This window comes from Candidatus Arcticimaribacter forsetii (genome assembly GCF_910589745.1).
In the GTDB taxonomy this organism is placed as follows: Bacteria; Bacteroidota; Bacteroidia; order Flavobacteriales; family Flavobacteriaceae; genus Arcticimaribacter; species Arcticimaribacter forsetii.
This window is the reverse complement of the sequence record NZ_OU342399.1, coordinates 1653597-1673006: the sequence shown is the minus strand read 5'-3', so window position 1 is coordinate 1673006 and position 19410 is coordinate 1653597. Positions and strand designations below refer to the sequence as shown.

Below are 19410 nucleotides of genomic sequence, written 5' to 3'. Positions count from 1 at the left end.
AATTTTATTCTTCTAATGATCTATAAATTTCTTCTGAAATGGGTTCAAGCCATTGCGTAGGTTCTCCTGAGTAAAGTGCAAGATATGAACAGTCGCTGTAGGGAGTTGCTGCGTGCCAATGCTCCACACCGGGCAAACTTTTAATAACATCTCCTTTTTTTACAATTTGTAGCGGCTTACCTCGTTCTTGGTAGTACCCTTTCCCTTTGGTTATTATAAGTTGTTGGCCTTCTGGGTGCATATGCCAGTCTAGTTTAGCTCCTTTTTCAAAAGATGCTAGCACAACGTTGTAATTGAATATACTATCTGATTGACTCATAAAATTGAGCCAAACTCTTCCGGTATGATGTACGTTTTTGGCAAGAGTTCCTTTTGGTAATCCTGAGTAATCCGAAGTTATTTGTCCTGTTAGATGGACAGAGCAAAATAAAGCGATGTATACTAGTGGTTTCATGTTTCTTAAATTAAGTTTCTATAAATACCCAATTCTAAGCCTCTCAATTCAGCTAAGCCTCTCAATCTTCCAATTCCTGAGTAACCTGGGTTTGTGTTTTTGTTTAAATCATCTAGCATTTGATGACCATGGTCTGGTCGCATGGGTATTTGTGAGTCAGATCTTCCGATTGATTTTCGACGTTTTTCTTCTTTGATAACTTCCGAAACAATATCAAACATATCCGTGTCCCCTTCTAGGTGATTTGCTTCATGAAAATTACCTTGCGCATCTCTTAGTGTATTTCTTAGATGTAAAAAATAAATTCGATCAGCATATTTTTTAAAAATCTTTGGCAGGTCATTATCAGGATGAACCCCCAAAGATCCTGTGCAAAAAGTAATTCCGTTTGCTTTATTTGGAACCTCCTGAACTAGATAATCAAAATCTGCTTCGGTACTAACAACCCTTGGCAAACCAAGAATTGATCTTGGTGGATCATCAGGATGAATGCACATGTTTATATTATTCTCAGCTGCTGTTGGTATAATTTCCTTGAGAAACGCAACCAGATTTATTTTTAGTTGTTCTGCATTAATATTTGAATAGGTGTTCAATACCTTTTGAAACTGTTCTAGCGAATAACCTTCTTCCGTACCGGGCAACCCTGCAATTATGGTGTTGGATAGTTTTGTGATTTCAGCTTCAGAGAGTTTTTTGAAATATAATAATGCAGCTTCTTGCTCTTCATTTGAGTAGGAAGAAGTTGCTCCATCTCTTTTTAAGATATAAAGTTCGAACGCTGCAAAAGCAGTGACATCAAAACGTAAAGCTTTAGATCCATCTTTAAGTTCATAGTCTAAGGAAGTTCTGGTCCAGTCCAAAACAGGCATGAAATTATAACAAACGGTTGTAATTCCACACTGTGCTAAATTTTGAAGAGATATTCTATAGTTATTTATGTACGTTTTATAATTTCCAGATCGTGTTTTAATATCTTCATGAATGGGAACACTTTCTACTACACTCCACTGAAGTCCAGCATCTTCAATAGTAATTTTGTGTTTAAGGATATCATCAATTGGCCAAACCTCCCCATTTTTAATATAATGCAAGGCAGAAACAATTCCAGTCGCTCCTGTTTGTTTTATATCAAGTAAAGAAACCGGATCCTTAGGACCAAACCAACGCCATGTTTGTTTCATTTTTTTAATTTAAACTCCGCTAAACGCGCTAAATCCGCCGTCTATAGGGATTACAACACCAGTTACAAATTTAGAAGCCTCCGTACATAAATAGTGAATTGCACCATTCAACTCATCTGCATCTCCAAAACGATTCATAGGGGTATTTGAAATAATTGTATTTCCACGATCAGTTAAACTTCCATCTTCATTCGTTAATAAAGCTCTATTTTGATTCCCAATAAAAAAACCAGGAGCAATGGCATTAACACGCATCCCATCACCGTATTTTTGTGCCAATTCAACCGCCATCCATTTCGTAAAATTATCTACAGCAGCTTTAGAAGCAGAGTATCCCATAATTCTTGTGATTGCTCTATCTGCAGCCATAGAAGATAGGTTGATGATTGTTCCCTGCTTCTGTTCAGCCATTTCTTTACCAAACACTAAAGATGGAATAATACTTCCAAATAAATTCAGATCAATTACTTCTTTAAATTGTTCTATATCAACCTCAAATACAGACTGATCTATACCCACTGTTGCACCTGGCTTATTTCCTCCTGCGGCATTTATTAAAACATCAATTTTCCCTTGGTTTTTTATTATTTCAGCTGCTATTTTTTGAAGACTTTGTTCCTCAACTACATCGCATACATAACCGAAAACTTTAGCGCTTATTGTTTTTAATTCATTTACTTTTTCAATTAAGGGACCCTTCTTGTAATGTAATAGAATTACTGTGGCTTGTTGTTCTAATAAGTAGGTAGCAATACCGCCACCCAAAACGCCACAGCCTCCGGTAATCAATATAACTTTATCTTTTAATTCGAATAAATTCATTTTGTCTTAATTTGTTAACACGGAGGATAGCAGAGTAAAATTTTAGAATCTGTTTTTGAACAGATTTCGATCTCAGAAATTGCTGCTGATATGAACAATTCATCTCCTTGGGAATATTCGTACTCTTTTCCGTTACAATTAATACTACCATCTCCATAATAAATTACAATAACATAGAAACTTGAATTTCCTTTTATTGTATAACTGCCATTTAAAAGTAATTCATTTAACCCAAAACAACTAGTATGAGTTTCGTTGAATAATGTTTTTAAAGTAAATCCATCCGATTGTTCTACAATTTTTGGTTTAATTTTCCAGTTGTTCAAGGCTTCATCTAAAGAAAAGGTGTTGTAATGAAAACACGATAACATTTTATCTTCTCCAACCCCTTGGTGTATTAATTCGGGTCCTATTTTCAGTCCATTTGGAGTAGTTTTTTCAACCCGCATTGTATAGTCTGTGGGTTCTTGAACTTCCATTAAAAAACAGCCTGAACCTATGGCATGCGGTACGCCACCGTATATCATGAATGCATCCCCGGGTTTTACTTCTATTTTGTGTAAACAATCAAGCATACCTTGGATGTTTTGGTTCTCGAAATGGGATTTCCAAAGTTCCTTGGTGACTCCTTTTTTGAACCCCATATAAACAAAACTTTTTTCACCTTCGATTTGTCGGGTGTTTAAAATATACCAAGATTCTGTTTTTCCGAATTCAGAATTAAAAACTGTTTTGGCATAATTTTTATCTGGATGCACCTGAACTGTAAGTCGCTCTAAAGAGTCCAGCATTTTAATTAAAACCCCAGTCGTTCCATATTTTTTAGCAAGGGAAGCTCCTAAATATAATTCTTTATCAGAATCAATAAGTTCTCTCAATGGAACTATTCCATCTTCGGTTTCAATGAGGGATAACCCCTCATTTTCTGGTCTGTTATTTCCTCGTGCAGTAATGGTCGACATGATCCATTCTTCAGGAAAACTGCCGTCAACTTCTGAGGAATCTTTTTTCCATCGGTCAATTAATGCTCCACCCTCGTAGGTTCGCCAAACGCGGTTAGATTTTTGCTTTAAAGGGACTTGAGCATATTTCTTTAAGTGTGCACTCATTTTTTGTTTTTAAGAAGTAGTTTACTTCATTAAGTTAATAAATCCTGTCAGTGCAACATAAAGCATGTAGCAATTAAAAAGGAAGGTTGCAGCCAAAGCAACATTCATCCCCAGGGAGGCTTTATGTGTTTTGATTACCTCCGTTTTATTTAATAAAATGATTAAAAATAATGTAATTAGTGGCATAATAAATGGGCTCAATGCCTGTGATGCGATTAAGATCCAAACTGGTTTCCCGCCGACAATTGGAACAATTAATCCAGTCAGAGCAATTCCTACCACAAGTACTTTAAACAAGGGACGTTTCATGTTTCTTGGCGTTCCTGAATAATCTGCAAGAAGCCACGGAAGAAGAAGTAGGTTTGGGAAAATAGAAGATAAACCAGCTCCAATAATTCCCAAAGTAAATAAAGTAAGTGCAAATTCTCCAGCCCAAGGACCAAGAGCATTCATTAAATCAGTAGCTCCGTCTACAGGTATATTTTTAAAATAAAGCGTTCCAGTAGCACTCACCATAATCGCAAGACTGATAAAAAACGTTAGTGCCATAGAAGACATTGCGTCTTTATTTTCTTTTTTTAGATCATTCAGGTTCCATCCTTGTTCTTGTACTAAAATACTTCTAGAAACCAAACACACACCCGCCATAGTGGTACCAACCATTCCGGCAACAATAAGTCCTGTATTATCTCCAAGGGGTAATTTTGGAAAAAATTCAAGGATTGAATTTGTAGATTCTTTAACCACCATAAAACTAGTAACCAAAAAAGCAACTGCCATAAAGCCGACCATAATACTCATGGCTTTAATAAAGTTTTCATGTTTCCCAGTCCAAAAAAGACCGATTAATAAAGCTATGAAAAGAGTTGAAATAAGAGGTCCGTTTAGAAAAGAAATGGAGGTTTTTACAGAAACCCATTCCATGGTTACTTCCGCAACTACACCCATAACACCAATTACCGAGGAAACGATTGAGACCGCTAATGCTGTTATGATGAAAATGGTAATGGGTTTACCAAATGTTTTTTTGAAGTTAAACATTAAAGTTTCTCCAGATATAATGGTGAGTTTGCTAATTGAGATCAGTAAAAAATAGGTAAAAAAACAAGAAAGAAGCAACGCCCAAGATAGGCTAAGCCCATAGTTTGCTCCGGAAACTACCATAGAGGTAACACTGCCAGTACCAACTACATATCCAATAATAAAAAATGCAGGACCAAAGTCCTTAAGTTTAGATTTTAATCGATCAGAGCGAGAAAGATTGGTAGCATCCATGCTTTACTTTTTTGAACTGTTTTTATATTGTTCAATATATCTTTTTTATTAAAAATAAAGAAGGATTGCTCGGCTTTTTGGTTATTGGTATTGTTTAAAAACAACAATAATCAATATATCATTGTATGCTTATCTGATGGCAGCTATAAAATCTTTGATACTTTCAACCCCTTCTTTTTCTAGGAATTTAATAAAGGCAGAACCAATAATTGCACCACGAGAATGGGTAATTGCCGCTTGGTAGGTGTCAGCATTACTTATTCCAAAACCAACTACGGTTTCCGTTTTAAGGTTCATGTTTGCAATACGCTTGAAGTAGTCTGCTTGTGTAGCTCCAAAAGAACTTTGCGCACCGGTGACCGCAGCACTTGAAACCATGTAAATGAATCCGTTTGAGACCTCGTCGATATATCGGATACGTTCTTCAGGAGTTTGCGGTGTAATCAAAAACATATTATACAATCCATGTTTATCAAACAGACTTTTGTACTGTTCGTTGTATACGTCAACTGGAAGATCTGGAATGATAAGGCCATCAATTCCAATGGCTTCACATTGTTGGCAGAATTTTTCAATACCAAATTGCATCATCGGATTGAAGTATCCCATAAGAACCAATGGAATGTCAATATGATCACGAATTCCTTGAAGTTGTTCGAATAGCTTATGGGTGCTCATACCGTTTTCAAGCGCGCGGGTAGAGCTTTCTTGAATAGTAGGACCATCGGCAAGGGGATCAGAAAAAGGAAGTCCAATTTCGACCATATCTACACCAGCAGCTTGTAGGTTTTTTAAAATAGGTACAGTATCTTCTAGGTTGGGAAAACCAGCAGAAAAATAGATGGACAATAGTTTTTTGTCTTCTTGAAATTTGAGGTCAATTCTATTTTGTTTCATGTTCTAAAATCTTGGTTGTTGTTTTTACAACTTAAAATAATCGATGTAGGTTTCTAAATCTTTGTCGCCACGTCCCGAACAGTTAAACACAACAACTTCATTGGGTTTAAATTTACGAACATCAAGAGCTGCAAAGGCGTGAGCTGTTTCTATGGCTGGAATAATCCCTTCCATTTGAGAAAGTGTAAGCCCCCAGTCCATTGCTTCTTGATCAGGCACGGAAACAAATTCAGCACGTTTAGTTCTGAAAAGGTGGGCATGCATAGGTCCAACTCCTGGGTAATCTAGCCCAGCAGAAATGGAGTAGGGTTCTGTGATTTGTCCGTCTGGTGTTTGCATCAACAGTGTTTTACTACCATGGATGATTCCTTCTTTCCCAAGAACAGAGGTAGCTGCGCTTTCGCCAGTATCAATACCTTTTCCAGCTGCTTCTACTGCTATGATATTTACACGTTCGTCGTTGAGGTAATGGTAGTATAATCCAGCAGCGTTACTTCCCCCTCCTACACAAGCAATTACATGATCTGGATAGTCGCGACCTTCTAATTCTAGAAGTTGTGTTTTTATTTCTTCGCTAATAACCGATTGGAATCGCGCTACCATATCTGGGTAGGGATGAGGACCTACAACCGATCCAATGATATAGTGTGTGTCAACAGGGTTGTTGATCCAATCACGAATGGCTTCGTTGGTTGCGTCTTTTAGGGTTCTACTCCCTGACATTGCTGGTCGCACTTCAGCACCTAACATTTTCATACGGGCAACGTTTGGAGCTTGACGTTTAATGTCTAGCGCTCCCATATATACAATACATTCAATTCCCATTAAAGCGCATACTGTTGCAGTTGCTACTCCGTGTTGTCCAGCTCCTGTTTCGGCAATGATTCGATTCTTTCCTAAGCGTTTTGCTAGTAATATCTGGCCGATGGTGTTATTTACTTTGTGCGCTCCCGTATGACACAAATCTTCTCTTTTCAGGTAAATTTTTGTGTTGTATTTTTCAGATAAACGCTTAGCAAAGTAGAGTGGGGTTGGTCTCCCTACGTAACTTTTTAAAAGTGCGTCGAATTCTTTTTTGAATTCTGGCTCTGCTGTAATTTTGAGATAATTCTCTTTTAGTTCAGCTACATTTGGATATAACATTTCGGGGATGAATGCACCTCCAAAATCTCCGTAATATCCTCTTTCATCTACATTATAGTTCATACAATTCGTTTTTAAATTGTTCTAATTCATCTATTTTCTTTACTCCGGGAGCGATTTCAAATTTACTATTTACATCGATTGCATAAAGTGGTAAATCTATTTTTTTTAATTCTAATATTTGTTTTACTTCTTCCAGACCAATTCCGCCGCTCAGAAAGAATGGTTTTTTCGATGGATAATGTTTTAAAATACTCCAGTCAAAACCATAACCATTTCCTCCAGGGAGTTCTCCTTTCGTATCAAATAAGTAAAAATCACAGGCAGATTCATACGGATCTAAACTCGAGAAATCAAAATGATCTTTTACACTAAATGCTTTGATTACTTCTACATCTAAGTTTTTTATATAACTACAATATTCTGGATTTTCTTTTCCATGAAGTTGAACAGCTTGTAGGTTATGATCCTTAATTATGGTTTCTATATAATCGAGAGAAGCATCAACAAAAACACCTGTTTTCTTAATTTCTTTTGATAGCGGTGGAGTCGAGCTATCGACAAATCTAGAAGAAGGAGCCCAAAAAATAAATCCCATGTAATCTGGGTTCAAAGCAGTAAGTGCTTTGATGTTTTCGGGGAGTCGCATACCACAAACTTTAAGCTTCATCTTCGATTTCTTTAATGAATGCCGCTGCACTCGCACCCGGATTTTGAGTTTTCATGAAATTTTCACCAACTAAGAATCCTTCAAAACCATATTTTTTTAGATCTATAATAGCAGCTGAATTGCTTATTCCACTTTCTGATATTTTTACAAAATCATCAGGTATTTTTTCAGCAAGAGTTTTACTGGTATGTAGATCAACTTCAAAGGTTTTAAGGTTTCGGTTGTTAACCCCCAAAAGATCCAATGATGGCATGATCGACTTTTCTAGTTCTGCGAGATTGTGAACTTCAAGTAGTACTTCGAGTCCTAAGCTTTTAGCAGCAGTAGACAGCTGTTTAATCTCTTCCCTTGTCAATACCGAAGCAATAAGTAAGATTACATCAGCTCCATGGGCTTTTGCTTCAATAAGTTGATATTCATCGATTATAAATTCTTTTCTAAGTAAAGGGAAATCGGTAACTGCTCGGGCTATGTTTAAATCTTCTAGTGCTCCTCCAAAATATTTACCATCAGTTAAAACTGACATTCCACACACGCCTGCATCTTCATATCCTTTGGCTACATCAAGAACCGAAAGGGAACTGTTTATGTTTTGTTTAGAAGGAGAACGTCTTTTGTGTTCCGCAATAATTCCTGAAGAACTGTTGCGTAGATTTTGAGTCAAGGAAATAGTTTCTCTTTCAAAAATAGGAGAAGCTTCCCAATAAGCAAACGGGAATAGTTGCTTACGAAGTGCAACTTCAACTTTTTTATCTGCAATTATTTTATCTAAAATGGTCATTACTTGCTTAGGTTTTGAAGTGTTGTAAGGGCTTTGTGGGCATTTCCGTTTGAAAGGGATTCTTTTGCTTTTTCGAAGCCTTCAATTGGAGACAAATCCAAGGCAGTTGCAATGGCCATTCCAGCGTTTGCACAAACAACATTTTGTTGCGCTTGGGTTCCTTTGTTTTGAATAACATTCATAAAAATTTCTGCGGATGAATTTACGTTTGATCCCCCTGAGATTTCTGAAGCGTCTAGTGGTTGTACTCCAAAATCTGCTGGTGTAAGAATACGTTCACTGTTTCTGCTTAGTGCTTTTGTAGTCCCAGTTAGCGAAATTTCATCGTAGCCTTTTAAGTCATAAAGAACGGTTGTGTTTTGATCTGTTTTTTGGAATAAATAGTGATATAAACGGGCAAGTTCTAAATTGAAAACCCCGGTCAATTGGTTTTTAGGAAACGATGGATTTACCAACGGGCCGAGCATATTGAAGAATGTTTTAACTCCTAAATCTCTTCGTACAGGAGCAACATTTTTCATGGCTGGATGAAAAAGAGGAGCGTGTAAAATACAGATTCCTGCTTGATCGATGCAACGTTTCAAAAAGTCTTCTTCGTTTGAAAAACGGATGCCCAAATGTTCTAATACATTACTAGATCCACAGCCCGAAGAAACGCCATAGTTTCCGTGTTTGGCAACTTTTATACCTGCTCCAGCAGTAACAAAAGAAGAAAGTGTGGAAATGTTAAAGGTATCTTTTTCATCTCCTCCAGTACCACATAAGTCAATGGTTTCGAATTCGTTTAAATCAATAGCAATACAGAGTTCTAGAAGAGCCGTTCTGAAGCCTTCAAGTTCCTCTAGACTAATGCTTCGCATCATGTACACCGTTAGGAAAGAAGCAATCTGACTACTATTATATTTCCCGTCTGCAATGTTTATGATCATTTGACGAGCTTCATCCTTGGATAGTTGCTCGTGACGAATTAAACGGTTGAGTATGGTTTTCATAGTTATGAATTAATCCAGTTTTCAATAATTTTTTTTCCTTGAGGTGTTAGCACAGATTCTGGGTGGTATTGAACTGCACATACATTATATTCTTTGTGACGTAAAGACATTAATTGACCTTCATCATCGAAAGAAGTAGCTATAAGTTGGTCTGGGAGTGGAGTTTTAACTACCCAAGAGTGGTATCGTCCTACTTCAAAGGTCTTAGGAAGTCCCTCAAAAATAACATCTTCTTTTACAATATTTATTGGAGTTGCAACACCGTGATATACTTTGTCAAGATTAATTAGTTCTGCTCCAAATACCTCCGCAATTGCTTGTTGCCCTAGGCAAACCCCTAAGATTTTTTTGGTTGGAGCATACCGCTCAATTGCAGCTTTTAATAACCCGGACTCTTCTGGAATTCCAGGGCCAGGGGAAAGGACAATATGTTCGAAACCTTCTAGTTCGTCTAGGTTAAACTGGTCGTTTCTTTTAACCGTTACTTCACAGTCTAATTCTTCTAAATAGTGCACCAAATTATAGGTGAAAGAATCATAATTATCAATGAGAAAAATCCTTTTCATATTTATATATCTTCGGCTAGTGTTAAGGCTTTGTCTAAAGCCCCTAATTTATTATATACTTCTTGTAGTTCATTTTCTGGAACTGAATCTGCAACTATTCCGGCTCCAGCTTGGTAATGTAATTCTTGATTTTTTGATAGAAATGATCTAATAATAATCGCATGATTAAAATTCCCTTTAAAATCCATATATCCAATAGCGCCTCCATAGAAGTTACGTTTTGATTTTTCATAACGATCGATTAATTTAAGCGCATTGTGTTTAGGAGCACCACTTAAAGTACCTGCAGGGAAGGTGTCTGCAACCACTTGAAATGTTTTAGCCGCTTTTTTCATGGTACAGGTTACTTTGGAGACCAAATGGATTACATGCGAAAAAAACTGAATTTCTCTATTTTTTTCGACTACTACCTCAGAGCCATTTCTGCTTAAATCATTTCTAGCTAAGTCAACCAACATTACATGTTCGCTATTTTCTTTTGGGTCCTTCGCTAGTTCTAAAGCAGATTGCTTGTCTTGTTCATCATTGCCTGTTCTTTTAAAAGTACCTGCAATTGGATGTATTTCTGCTTTTCCTTCTTCTACTATTATTTGAGCTTCAGGAGAACTTCCGAAAATTTTGAAGTCTCCGTAGTCAAAAAAGAATAGATAAGGTGATGGGTTAATTGAGCGTAAAGTTCGGTAAACATTAAATTCATCTCCCTTGAATTTTTGCGAAAAACGACGAGAAAGAACCAATTGAAAAACATCACCTCGAAAACAATGTTGTTTTCCTTTTTTTACAAAATCAATAAAATCAGCATCCGTTAGATTGGATGTTTTTTTTCCAACTTTTTCAAATGAAAAGGAGGTGCTGTTTTTTGCATAAAGCAGTTGTTCTATTTGATCAATGTTGTGTTCACCATTATAGGTATGAGAAAACAAATGTGCTTCGTGATTAAATAAACTAATTGCGATTATGTTTTGATAAACCGCGTAGTAAATTTCAGGAATATCTAGACCTTCCTTCTCAGTATTTAATTCAAGATTTTCGAAATGCTCAACCGCATCATGAGCAATGTAACCAAAAATACCATTACTAATAAATTTAAATGGATAGTCTTCACTTTTAAACTGTTGAGAAAAAGTATGGATGCGTTCGGGTATGTTAGAGTTACTTGTAAGCATTTCCGAAGAAGAGGTTCCATCGGGATATTTAATAGTAAGTTTTTTGTTTTTAAGCGCTATAGAAGCAATAGGATTACAGCAGATATAAGAAAAGTTCTTATTATTTGCATGGTAATCACTACTCTCTAGAAGTAAGCTATGAGGGAAAACATCTCTTACTTTAAGGTATGCACTAACTGGAGTCAGGGTATCTGCCAGAATTTTTTTGTGCTGAGAATGTAGTTTAAATGTTTCCATAGGTCGTAAATTAAAAAAGGCTTGTCGTGATGACAAGCCTTTGATATATATAAATAGCGTTGATCACGAATAGATTTGTTATTCGTTCCACCAAGCTGTAAAATTTGTAATTCGTTTCATTAGATCAAATATAGTAGAAATAATATTTTTAATCCAATAAATCACAAATTATTTATTTGCGTGAGAACCGTCACAAAATCCTTCTGGATTTTGAGTGTTTCCACATCCGCATTTTGGTCTATTTGCTTTCATAATAATTATAGTTTTAAAGTTACGTCTAAGTCAAATTCATCGTAGATGAATTTGTCACCGATATTTTCAAAAAATGATTTTGATCCGTACTTGATGTCGTATTCAGAACGGTCAATTACAACTTTAGCTGTTGCAGAACCTTCCGATAACTGTAAGTCAAAAGTTTCAGGGTTTGTTTTTCCCTTGATAGTAAAATCTCCAGTTACTGAATATAGTCCAGCACCTTTGCTCTCAATAGCAGTAAATACAAGAGTAGCTTCTGGATGAGCTTGAACTCCGAAAAAATCATCTGATTTTAAGTGACCCTCCAATTTGTCTGCAGAACCACCTTCAAGATCCGTTGTTATAATTGAATTCATGTTAACAACAAAAGAACCTCCGGTCAATACTCCGTCAGTCATATTGAGACTTCCTGAAATTAGATTGATGTTTCCTTCATGTTGTCCAGTTACTTTTTTTCCAGTCCAATGAATTGAACTTTCAGACGCATTAATTGCAACTTCTTGTGCGGTAAGATTGGCTGAGTTTAAAAAAGCTACAGCTGATAAGAATAGGGTAGTGATTGTTTTTTTCATTTGATTTATTTATTGGTTAGTTTCAGTTTTAATTTTTAATAAAATACGGGTTAATTCTTCTTTTTCTTTTAAAGTAATATTACTCAATAAATCTTTTTCCTTTTCATCAACAACATGATCTAAAGACTTCAATAATGAAAGACCTTTTTCTGTAATGAAGATTTCAATTTTTCTTCTATTTTTCTCGCAAATAAAACGATTGACATATCCTTTACTTATGAGTTTATCAATTAATCGAGTCGTGTTACTCATTTTATGAATCATACGCTCTTGTATGGTAGACAAGTTTGCAGCAGTACCTTTTTGACCTCTCAAAATTCTAAGAACGTTAAACTGAGGTAATGAAATTTCATAAATTTTAAACAAAGCGGATAATTCATCATTTATTTTATACCCACTGGTTAAAATACTGATAACTGTATGCTTTGTTATATTCTTACTCATAAATTGTACTTACAACATTTGTATGTACAAATATAATAATTTAATTCATATATCTAAATCATCAATTTATAATAATATTTTGTAGCTAGATTAAATCGATATACATTTGATTAAAATATTATACTATGAATGATTTAGATCAGAATGAATGGGTCTCATTAAAAGAAGAAACTCCCGATGCAGTAATCCTAGATGTAAGGACTGAGGGAGAATTTGAGTCAGGTTATATAGAAGGTGCTCAGTTAATTGATATTCGTCAGCCACAAGAATTTATGGATTCAATTCAAGCTTTAGATAAGACTAAGTCTTATTTTGTTTATTGCAGATCAGGAGCTAGAAGTGGACAAGCATGCCAACTTTTAGGTCAATTAGGAATTGAGTCAGCTTATAACTTAGAAGGAGGAATATTAGCCTGGACTGGTGACTTAGTAGAGTAATATTTAAAATATTTTCATTGCCCCAAGCTTATGAAAGAAGATTTTTTGCATTTTTTGTGGAAGCATCAAAAGTTTCTGCAAGTCAACCTGAAGACTACCCAAGGGTATGATTTGCAGGTGATTAAAACAGGGACTCACAACATGCTTGCTGGTCCTGATTTTTCAGATGCACGTTTAAAAATCGATGATCTAGACTGGGTTGGTAATGTTGAAATTCATTTAAAATCCTCGGATTGGTTTGCTCATAGACACCATCAAGATCCGAATTATAATGCGGTTATATTACATGTGGTTTGGGAACACGATATTGCAGTTTTAACTGAATCAGGAACTGAACTTCCAACACTTGAGCTTTCTGCCAGAGTTTCTAAGCTGTTTTTAGAAAAATACAAAAGTCAGTTTTTGCAATTCGAAAATTGGATTCCCTGCGAGAAACAAATTCACAAGGTAGATTCTTCTATCTGGATTAATTGGAAGGAGCGTCTTTTTATTCAACGAATAGAAAAAAATCATTGTTAATACAAGAGCTTTTGGTTGAATTTAAAAACGACTGGGAGGCAGTTTGTTTTGTATTGCTTGCAAAGAACTTTGGTCTTAATATAAATGGAACTTCTTTTTTGGAGGTTGCAAAGCTGATTCCTTTTTCTGTAATTCGAAAAAACTGGAATGAAGTCAAAAGTCTAGAAGCACTTTTTATGGGGCTTTCGGGTATGCTTATTGCTCCTTACAAGGATAAGTATCATGAACAATTGGCTCAGATCTATTCCTATTTAAAAAGAAAATATAGTTTGTGTGATATTCAGCCTCCGATCATCCAATTTAACCGATTAAGACCTAGGAACTTCCCCTCAATTCGATGGGCTCAACTTGCGCAATTATATTCAGTTAACAAGGCGGTGTTTTCGAACTTAATTCAAAATAGTAATCAATTAAATACCTCTTTATTTATAAATGTTGGAGTTTCTGATTATTGGAAATCAGATTATATTTTTGGTAAAGATTCTGCGAAAAGAAATAAAAAAATATCCAAATCTTTTCTTGAATTACTCACAATAAATACGATTATACCTTTAAAATACTCCTATGAAAAACACATAGGTACTGCTCCATCAGAAATGTTGTTTCAATGGGCACAAAAAATAAATCCTGAGAAAAATAGTATTGTAAGTGGTTTCGAAAAATTAAAAATCATAGCAAATTCAGCATTAGATTCTCAAAGTTTAATCGAACTTAAAACAAATTACTGCGATCTAAAAAAATGTTTAAATTGCAGTGTTGGATATTCCATATTAATTCCAACAAAAAGAAATGGACAAAATTAGACAATGGTTTGAAAGGCATGGGTTTGAGGTAAGTAGTCGCTTTGCTGACACCTTAGGGATGAAAGTGAAAAATGTACGTTTATTTTTTATTTATGCTTCATTTGCAACATTCGGAGGTTTTTTCGGACTGTATTTGACTTTGGCTTTTTGGATTAAATTAAAAGACATGATTTACACAAAAAGAACATCTGTCTTTGATTTGTAAAAATGACTTGCTTTTATAATTTGATTTCTAGGCTAATTTTTGCATATTCGTTATTTACTAATCACATTAAATTCATATGAAATTTTTAACGAATAAATCGAAGCACCTTTTTTTAGTGCTATCGATTCTATCTACTCCTTTTGCTTATGCTCAAGAGAAAGGTTTAGACGAGCGCATCAACGATGCTTTTACTCCAATTGCAAATTGGTGGGAATCATTAATTTTACATAATTTTCCGGGCACAGAAATTCCAACGATAATATTTTTGTTAGTCGGTGGAGCTTTATTTTTTACAATTTATTTTGGGTTCATCAACATCAAAAGATTTCCAACTGCAATCAATACTGTTAGAGGGAAATATGATGCAGTTGAGGATAGTTCTGATGACGGAGAAGTCTCTCATTTCCAGGCATTAGCAACTGCTGTTTCTGGTACTGTTGGTAACGGAAATATTGCAGGAGTAGCCTTAGCAATAGCAGTTGGTGGTCCTGGCGCCACTTTTTGGATGGTGGTTTGTGGTCTTATCGGAATGTCAACCAAATTTGTAGAATGTACTTTGGGGGTTAAATATAGAGATGTCGGTGAAGATGGAACTGTATATGGTGGTCCCATGTATTATTTGACTCGTGGTTTAGAGGAAAAAGGATTTGCAAAAATTGGTAAAGTCTTGGGTGTGATCTTTGCATTATTGTGCATTGGAGCTTCCTTCGGTGGTGGTAATGCTGCGCAATCTAATCAAGCTGCAATGCAGTTAGTAGAAACTTTCGGAATGGAAGGAGGAAGCGCAAGAACTATTATCGGGGTGATTTTGATGGTTGTTGTGGGAGTTATAATCATTGGAGGAATCAAGAGAATTGCATCAGTAACAGAGAAGGTAGTCCCTTTTATGGCTCTTATGTATATCCTAGCTTGTCTTTATATTATTTTGAGTAATTTTTGGTTCATTGATGACGCATTTGGGATGATTTTTTCTCAAGCATTTAGTCCTCAAGCTGGTCTTGGAGGTTTTTTAGGTGTTTTGATAACAGGGTTTAGGCGAGCAGCTTTTTCAAATGAAGCAGGTGCGGGTTCTGCATCGATTGCTCATTCTGCTGTTAAAACCAAATATGCAGCTTCGGAAGGTTTAGTTGCATTACTAGAACCTTTTATTGATACCGTTGTGATTTGCACAATGACTGCTTTGGTTATTATAATTTTTAATGGAGACAGTACTGTCTTTTCATATGGAGGAGAAGGAGGAAAAGTTTTAATCGATGGATTGCCAGTTGAAGGTGCTGGAATTACTGCCGCAGCTTTTGCTAAATATATTTCCTTTTCAGGTCCTTTCCTTACAATTGCAGTAGTTTTATTTGCAGTTTCTACCATGATTTCTTGGTCTTATTACGGTTTACAGTCATGGATGTTTGTGTTTGGAAAAAGTAAGATTTCTGATTTGACTTATAAATCTTTATTCCTAATTTTCATAGTTATCGGTGCAGCTGGGGACATGTCTTCTGTATGGGCTTTTTCTGATGCAATGATACTAGCATTGGTATTTCCTAATATGATCGGTTTACTAATACTTTTCCCAACAGTAAAAGAAGAGTTAAATAAATACTTAGAAGCTATTAAAACAGTTAAGAGTTAAAATTACTTAATACAAGATAAAAGGTCATTCGCTTTTAGTTCGTTCAGAACACAACGAGTGACCTTTTTTTTATTAGCATTGCTCCTAGGGTTACTTATTTACTTAGAACGCAATACTTTACTTTAAAAAAAGCGCCTATAGATCTAGTTTCTTTAGATACTGAGTTACAAAACCATATAGATTCTTTAAAGCTTCTAGAAAATAAAGAACAAATTTTCCCATTTAACCCGAACTATATTTCTTTGTCAAAAGGGTATGCATTAGGACTTTCGTTAGATGAAATTAAACGGTTACATAAGTTTAGAGAACTAGGTAAATTTGCAAATTCTATTGAAGAATTTAAGGTGGTTACTCAAGTTTCATCTTCCTGGATTTTAAAATATAGTCCTTTTTTTAAATTTCCGAAATGGGTACTTGATAAAGAGCTAGAAAATAAAAAAACTACCGTTAGAAAGATAAAAGATATTAACAAAGCAACTGCGAAAGAACTCATGCTTATTCGTGGTATAGGCACTGTGTTCTCTAATCGAATTGTTAAGTATAGAGAACGTGTTGGAGGTTTCGATTTAATCAATCAACTTAATCAAGTTTATGGCTTAGATAGTTTGGTCGTTAGTAAGATAGAAGAAAAATATCAAGTTTTAATACAGCCCAAAAGAGATAAGATTGCTCTTGCAGAGGTTACTTTAGAATACCTTTTTGAAATACCTTTTTTAACAAAAAATGAAGCAAAAAAAATCATTGCTTTGAGAACAAAAAACAAGAATATCTCGTTGAAAAGTCTCCAAGATCAAGCTGTTTTAGATTCCTTGAAAATAAAAAGATTAGCACTATATTTGTATTAAATAAATACTCCATGATTGAAAACTCTCTCATATTTGAAACGTCTGAGTCTACAGACCTAATTGCTCAATCAGCAAAAGATTTCGCTCTAAAGTTTATTAAGCCACATGTTATGGAGTGGGACGAATCTCAGCATTTTCCTATCGATGTTATGCGTAAAGCAGGAGCGTTAGGTTTCTTAGGAATTTTAATTCCTGAGGAGTATGGAGGTTCTGGCTTAGGATATCATGAATATATATCTGTAATTGAGCAGATATCTATCGTCGACCCCTCTATTGGTCTTTCTGTTGCTGCCCACAACTCACTTTGCACCAATCATATTTATCTTTTCGGAAATGAAACTCAACGTGCTAAATGGCTTCCTAAATTAGTGACTGGAGAACATATTGGAGCTTGGGGATTAACAGAACACAATACAGGTTCTGATGCTAAAGGAATGAATACTACTGCAAAGAAAGTCGGAGATAATTGGGTCTTGAATGGAACCAAGAATTTTATCACACACGGTAAGAGCGGACATATTGCAGTTGTAATTGCACGCAATGGAGAAAAAGGTGATAGTCGAGGAATGACGGCTTTTGTTGTTGAACGGGGAACACCAGGTTTTGGATTTGGGAAAAAAGAAAATAAATTAGGAATGCGTGCTTCAGAAACTGCAGAAATTGTTTTTGATAATTGTATCATCCCTGATGAAAATAGATTAGGGGAAGTAGGCCAGGGATTCATTCAATCTATGAAAATATTAGATGGTGGTAGGATTTCTATTGGAGCCCTTTCACTAGGTTTAGCTAAAGGTGCTTATCAAGCCTCACTTCAATATTCTAAAGAACGAAAACAATTTGGAAAGCCAATTAGTTCATTCCAAGGAATTTCTTTTAAATTAGCAGACATGGCTACCGAAATTGAAGCCTCTGAATTGTTATTGCACAAAGCAGCGGCAGATAAAATTTCGGGAAAAAATATTACCAAAATCGGTGCAATGGCCAAGATGTATGCTTCCGAAGTTTGCGTTAAAGTTGCCAATGAAGCAGTTCAAATCCACGGTGGATATGGATTTACAAAAGATTTTCCAGTAGAGAAGTTTTTCCGTGATTCTAAGCTTTGTACCATTGGAGAAGGAACCACTGAAATTCAGAAATTAGTCATCTCAAGAGAGCTCTTGAAAGATTAAATGAATAAATCCTAGATATATATAAAAGGTTGTTTATATTTGCAGCCTATTTTAACGAAAGGAGGTGCATTATTATGTTAATTATACCAATTAAAGAAGGTGAGAATATCGATAGAGCTTTAAAGCGCTACAAACGTAAATTTGATAAAACTGGAGGCATGCGTCAGCTACGTTCTCGTAAGCAGTTTTCTAAACCTTCTGTAAAAAACAGAGTAAAAATTCAAAAAGCACAATACATCCAAAAATTGAGAGACGCAGAAAGTCTTTAATTTTTAATTGTAGCTTAAATTATAAACGTTGTTGTTTAAAGTTTTATAACTTTGAGTAACAACGTTTTTTTATGTCTATATCTCACTATATTGAGTACATCAAGTGTGAACGAAAATATTCGATTCATACGCAAACTGCATATGAAAAAGATCTGTTGACTTTTCAGCAGTTTTGTGAAGAACAGTTTGAAGTATCTGATATAGAACAAATTCCATATTCAATAATTAGATCCTGGGTAGTTTCTTTGATAGAATCTGGCAAAACGAATAGAACTGTTAATCGCAAGATATCTGTTTTGCGATCCTATTATAATTTCTTGTTGCGTCTAGAAACAATTAAAGTTTCTCCATTAAGAAAACATGTTCCTCTAAAGCAATCTAAAAAAGTTCACATCCCTTTTTCTGAAAAAGAAATGGAACAATTGTTCGAAGAGAATCATTTTGAAGACTCCTACAAGGGTATTTTGCAAAAAACAATTATTGAGATTTTATACAGTACCGGGATTCGCAGAGCAGAATTGATATCTTTAAAAATGAATGATTTATCATTTGATTCAAAAACAATACGAGTTGTTGGGAAAAGAAATAAAGAACGTATTATCCCGATGATGAATTCATTAGAATTATCATTAAAAAACTATATTGAAGCTACAAAGCTCAACATAATGTATGAACCTAAATCTTTCTTATTACAAACAGAAAAAGGTAAAATTCTTCCTGAGAACTTTGTTTACAAAACTGTAAATGGTTATATTAGTTTAGTGTCCACAAAAGTAAAAAGAAGCCCACATATGCTGCGACATAGTTTTGCAACCCACTTGCTTAACAAAGGCGCAAATTTAAACGCCGTAAAAGATCTTTTAGGACATGCCTCTTTAGCAGCAACTCAGGTTTATACTCATACCAGTATAGATAAAATGAAGCAAGTATACGCTAAAGCTCACCCGCGGGGAACAGAAAAATAGTTTT

Annotated in this window: 21 protein-coding genes and 1 pseudogene; 8 read left to right on the top strand and 14 right to left on the bottom strand. The window is 35.2% G+C overall.

What is annotated here, in order from left to right:
• Positions 1 to 4: 4 nt before the first annotated feature.
• From NG655_RS07690 to NG655_RS07625, 14 genes are all read right to left on the bottom strand, one after another.
• Positions 5 to 454 carry a cupin domain-containing protein gene (locus tag NG655_RS07690; RefSeq protein ID WP_252158739.1) on the bottom strand — a complete coding sequence of 150 codons (450 nt, stop codon included), beginning with the start codon at positions 452 to 454 and terminating at the stop codon, positions 5 to 7.
• Positions 455 to 459: 5 nt separating this feature from the next.
• Positions 460 to 1638: a mannonate dehydratase gene (uxuA, locus tag NG655_RS07685; RefSeq protein ID WP_252158738.1), complete on the bottom strand. Its 1179-nt coding sequence runs from the start codon at positions 1636 to 1638 to the stop codon at positions 460 to 462.
• Between the two features lie 9 nt (positions 1639 to 1647).
• Positions 1648 to 2460: an SDR family oxidoreductase gene (locus tag NG655_RS07680; protein WP_252158737.1), complete on the bottom strand. Its 813-nt coding sequence runs from the start codon at positions 2458 to 2460 to the stop codon at positions 1648 to 1650.
• Between the two features lie 14 nt (positions 2461 to 2474).
• Complete coding sequence (locus NG655_RS07675) at positions 2475 to 3569, bottom strand: class I mannose-6-phosphate isomerase (RefSeq protein WP_252158736.1); 1095 nt, start codon at positions 3567 to 3569, stop codon at positions 2475 to 2477.
• A gap of 21 nt (positions 3570 to 3590) precedes the next feature.
• Positions 3591 to 4844, bottom strand: a complete 1254-nt coding sequence (locus tag NG655_RS07670) for an NRAMP family divalent metal transporter (protein WP_252158735.1) — start codon at positions 4842 to 4844, stop codon at positions 3591 to 3593.
• 129 nt (positions 4845 to 4973) lie between these two features.
• Positions 4974 to 5741: a tryptophan synthase subunit alpha gene (gene trpA, locus NG655_RS07665; protein WP_252158734.1), complete on the bottom strand. Its 768-nt coding sequence runs from the start codon at positions 5739 to 5741 to the stop codon at positions 4974 to 4976.
• Positions 5742 to 5765: 24 nt separating this feature from the next.
• A complete protein-coding gene (trpB, locus tag NG655_RS07660; protein WP_252158733.1) occupies positions 5766 to 6947 on the bottom strand; it encodes a tryptophan synthase subunit beta in 1182 nt (393 codons plus the stop codon).
• Positions 6937 to 7554 carry a phosphoribosylanthranilate isomerase gene (locus tag NG655_RS07655; protein ID WP_252158732.1) on the bottom strand — a complete coding sequence of 206 codons (618 nt, stop codon included), beginning with the start codon at positions 7552 to 7554 and terminating at the stop codon, positions 6937 to 6939. The genes trpB and NG655_RS07655 overlap by 11 nt, the downstream gene beginning before the upstream one ends.
• Complete coding sequence (trpC, locus tag NG655_RS07650) at positions 7544 to 8335, bottom strand: indole-3-glycerol phosphate synthase TrpC (protein ID WP_252158731.1); 792 nt, start codon at positions 8333 to 8335, stop codon at positions 7544 to 7546. The genes NG655_RS07655 and trpC overlap by 11 nt, the downstream gene beginning before the upstream one ends.
• On the bottom strand, positions 8335 to 9327 hold the full coding sequence (gene trpD / locus NG655_RS07645; protein WP_252158730.1) for an anthranilate phosphoribosyltransferase: 993 nt from the start codon (positions 9325 to 9327) through the stop codon (positions 8335 to 8337). Before trpD ends, trpC begins: the two co-directional genes overlap by 1 nt.
• Positions 9328 to 9329: 2 nt before the next feature.
• Complete coding sequence (locus tag NG655_RS07640) at positions 9330 to 9893, bottom strand: anthranilate synthase component II (RefSeq protein ID WP_252158729.1); 564 nt, start codon at positions 9891 to 9893, stop codon at positions 9330 to 9332.
• Positions 9894 to 9895: 2 nt separating this feature from the next.
• Positions 9896 to 11296, bottom strand: coding sequence for an anthranilate synthase component I family protein (locus NG655_RS07635; protein WP_252158728.1), 1401 nt, complete (start codon positions 11294 to 11296; stop codon positions 9896 to 9898).
• Positions 11297 to 11553: 257 nt separating this feature from the next.
• A complete protein-coding gene (locus tag NG655_RS07630; RefSeq protein WP_252158727.1) occupies positions 11554 to 12123 on the bottom strand; it encodes a YceI family protein in 570 nt (189 codons plus the stop codon).
• 9 nt (positions 12124 to 12132) lie between these two features.
• Positions 12133 to 12567: a MarR family winged helix-turn-helix transcriptional regulator gene (locus NG655_RS07625; RefSeq protein ID WP_252158726.1), complete on the bottom strand. Its 435-nt coding sequence runs from the start codon at positions 12565 to 12567 to the stop codon at positions 12133 to 12135.
• A 125-nt stretch (positions 12568 to 12692) separates the two neighbouring features.
• On the opposite strand from NG655_RS07625, the gene NG655_RS07620 reads away from it, so the two are divergent.
• The 8 genes and pseudogenes from NG655_RS07620 (at position 12693) to NG655_RS07580 (ending at position 19406) form a co-directional block, all read left to right on the top strand.
• Entirely contained in the window at positions 12693 to 13004 is a 312-nt protein-coding gene (locus NG655_RS07620) for a rhodanese-like domain-containing protein (RefSeq protein ID WP_252158725.1), read from the top strand.
• 30 nt (positions 13005 to 13034) lie between these two features.
• Positions 13035 to 14326 (top strand): annotated as a pseudogene (locus tag NG655_RS09490) (DUF2851 family protein).
• Positions 14313 to 14531 carry a PspC domain-containing protein gene (locus NG655_RS07605; protein ID WP_252158722.1) on the top strand — a complete coding sequence of 73 codons (219 nt, stop codon included), beginning with the start codon at positions 14313 to 14315 and terminating at the stop codon, positions 14529 to 14531. Before NG655_RS09490 ends, NG655_RS07605 begins: the two are co-directional and overlap by 14 nt.
• A gap of 76 nt (positions 14532 to 14607) precedes the next feature.
• Positions 14608 to 16158 (top strand): alanine/glycine:cation symporter family protein, encoded by a 1551-nt coding sequence (locus tag NG655_RS07600; RefSeq protein ID WP_252158721.1) that lies wholly within the window; start codon positions 14608 to 14610, stop codon positions 16156 to 16158.
• Positions 16159 to 16400: 242 nt separating this feature from the next.
• On the top strand, positions 16401 to 17003 hold the full coding sequence (locus tag NG655_RS07595; protein WP_252158720.1) for a ComEA family DNA-binding protein: 603 nt from the start codon (positions 16401 to 16403) through the stop codon (positions 17001 to 17003).
• Positions 17004 to 17014: 11 nt separating this feature from the next.
• Positions 17015 to 18172, top strand: a complete 1158-nt coding sequence (locus NG655_RS07590) for an acyl-CoA dehydrogenase family protein (protein WP_252158719.1) — start codon at positions 17015 to 17017, stop codon at positions 18170 to 18172.
• A gap of 74 nt (positions 18173 to 18246) precedes the next feature.
• Complete coding sequence (rpsU, locus tag NG655_RS07585) at positions 18247 to 18441, top strand: 30S ribosomal protein S21 (RefSeq protein ID WP_252158718.1); 195 nt, start codon at positions 18247 to 18249, stop codon at positions 18439 to 18441.
• A 71-nt stretch (positions 18442 to 18512) separates the two neighbouring features.
• A complete protein-coding gene (locus tag NG655_RS07580; protein ID WP_252158717.1) occupies positions 18513 to 19406 on the top strand; it encodes a tyrosine-type recombinase/integrase in 894 nt (297 codons plus the stop codon).
• Positions 19407 to 19410 lie beyond the last annotated feature (4 nt).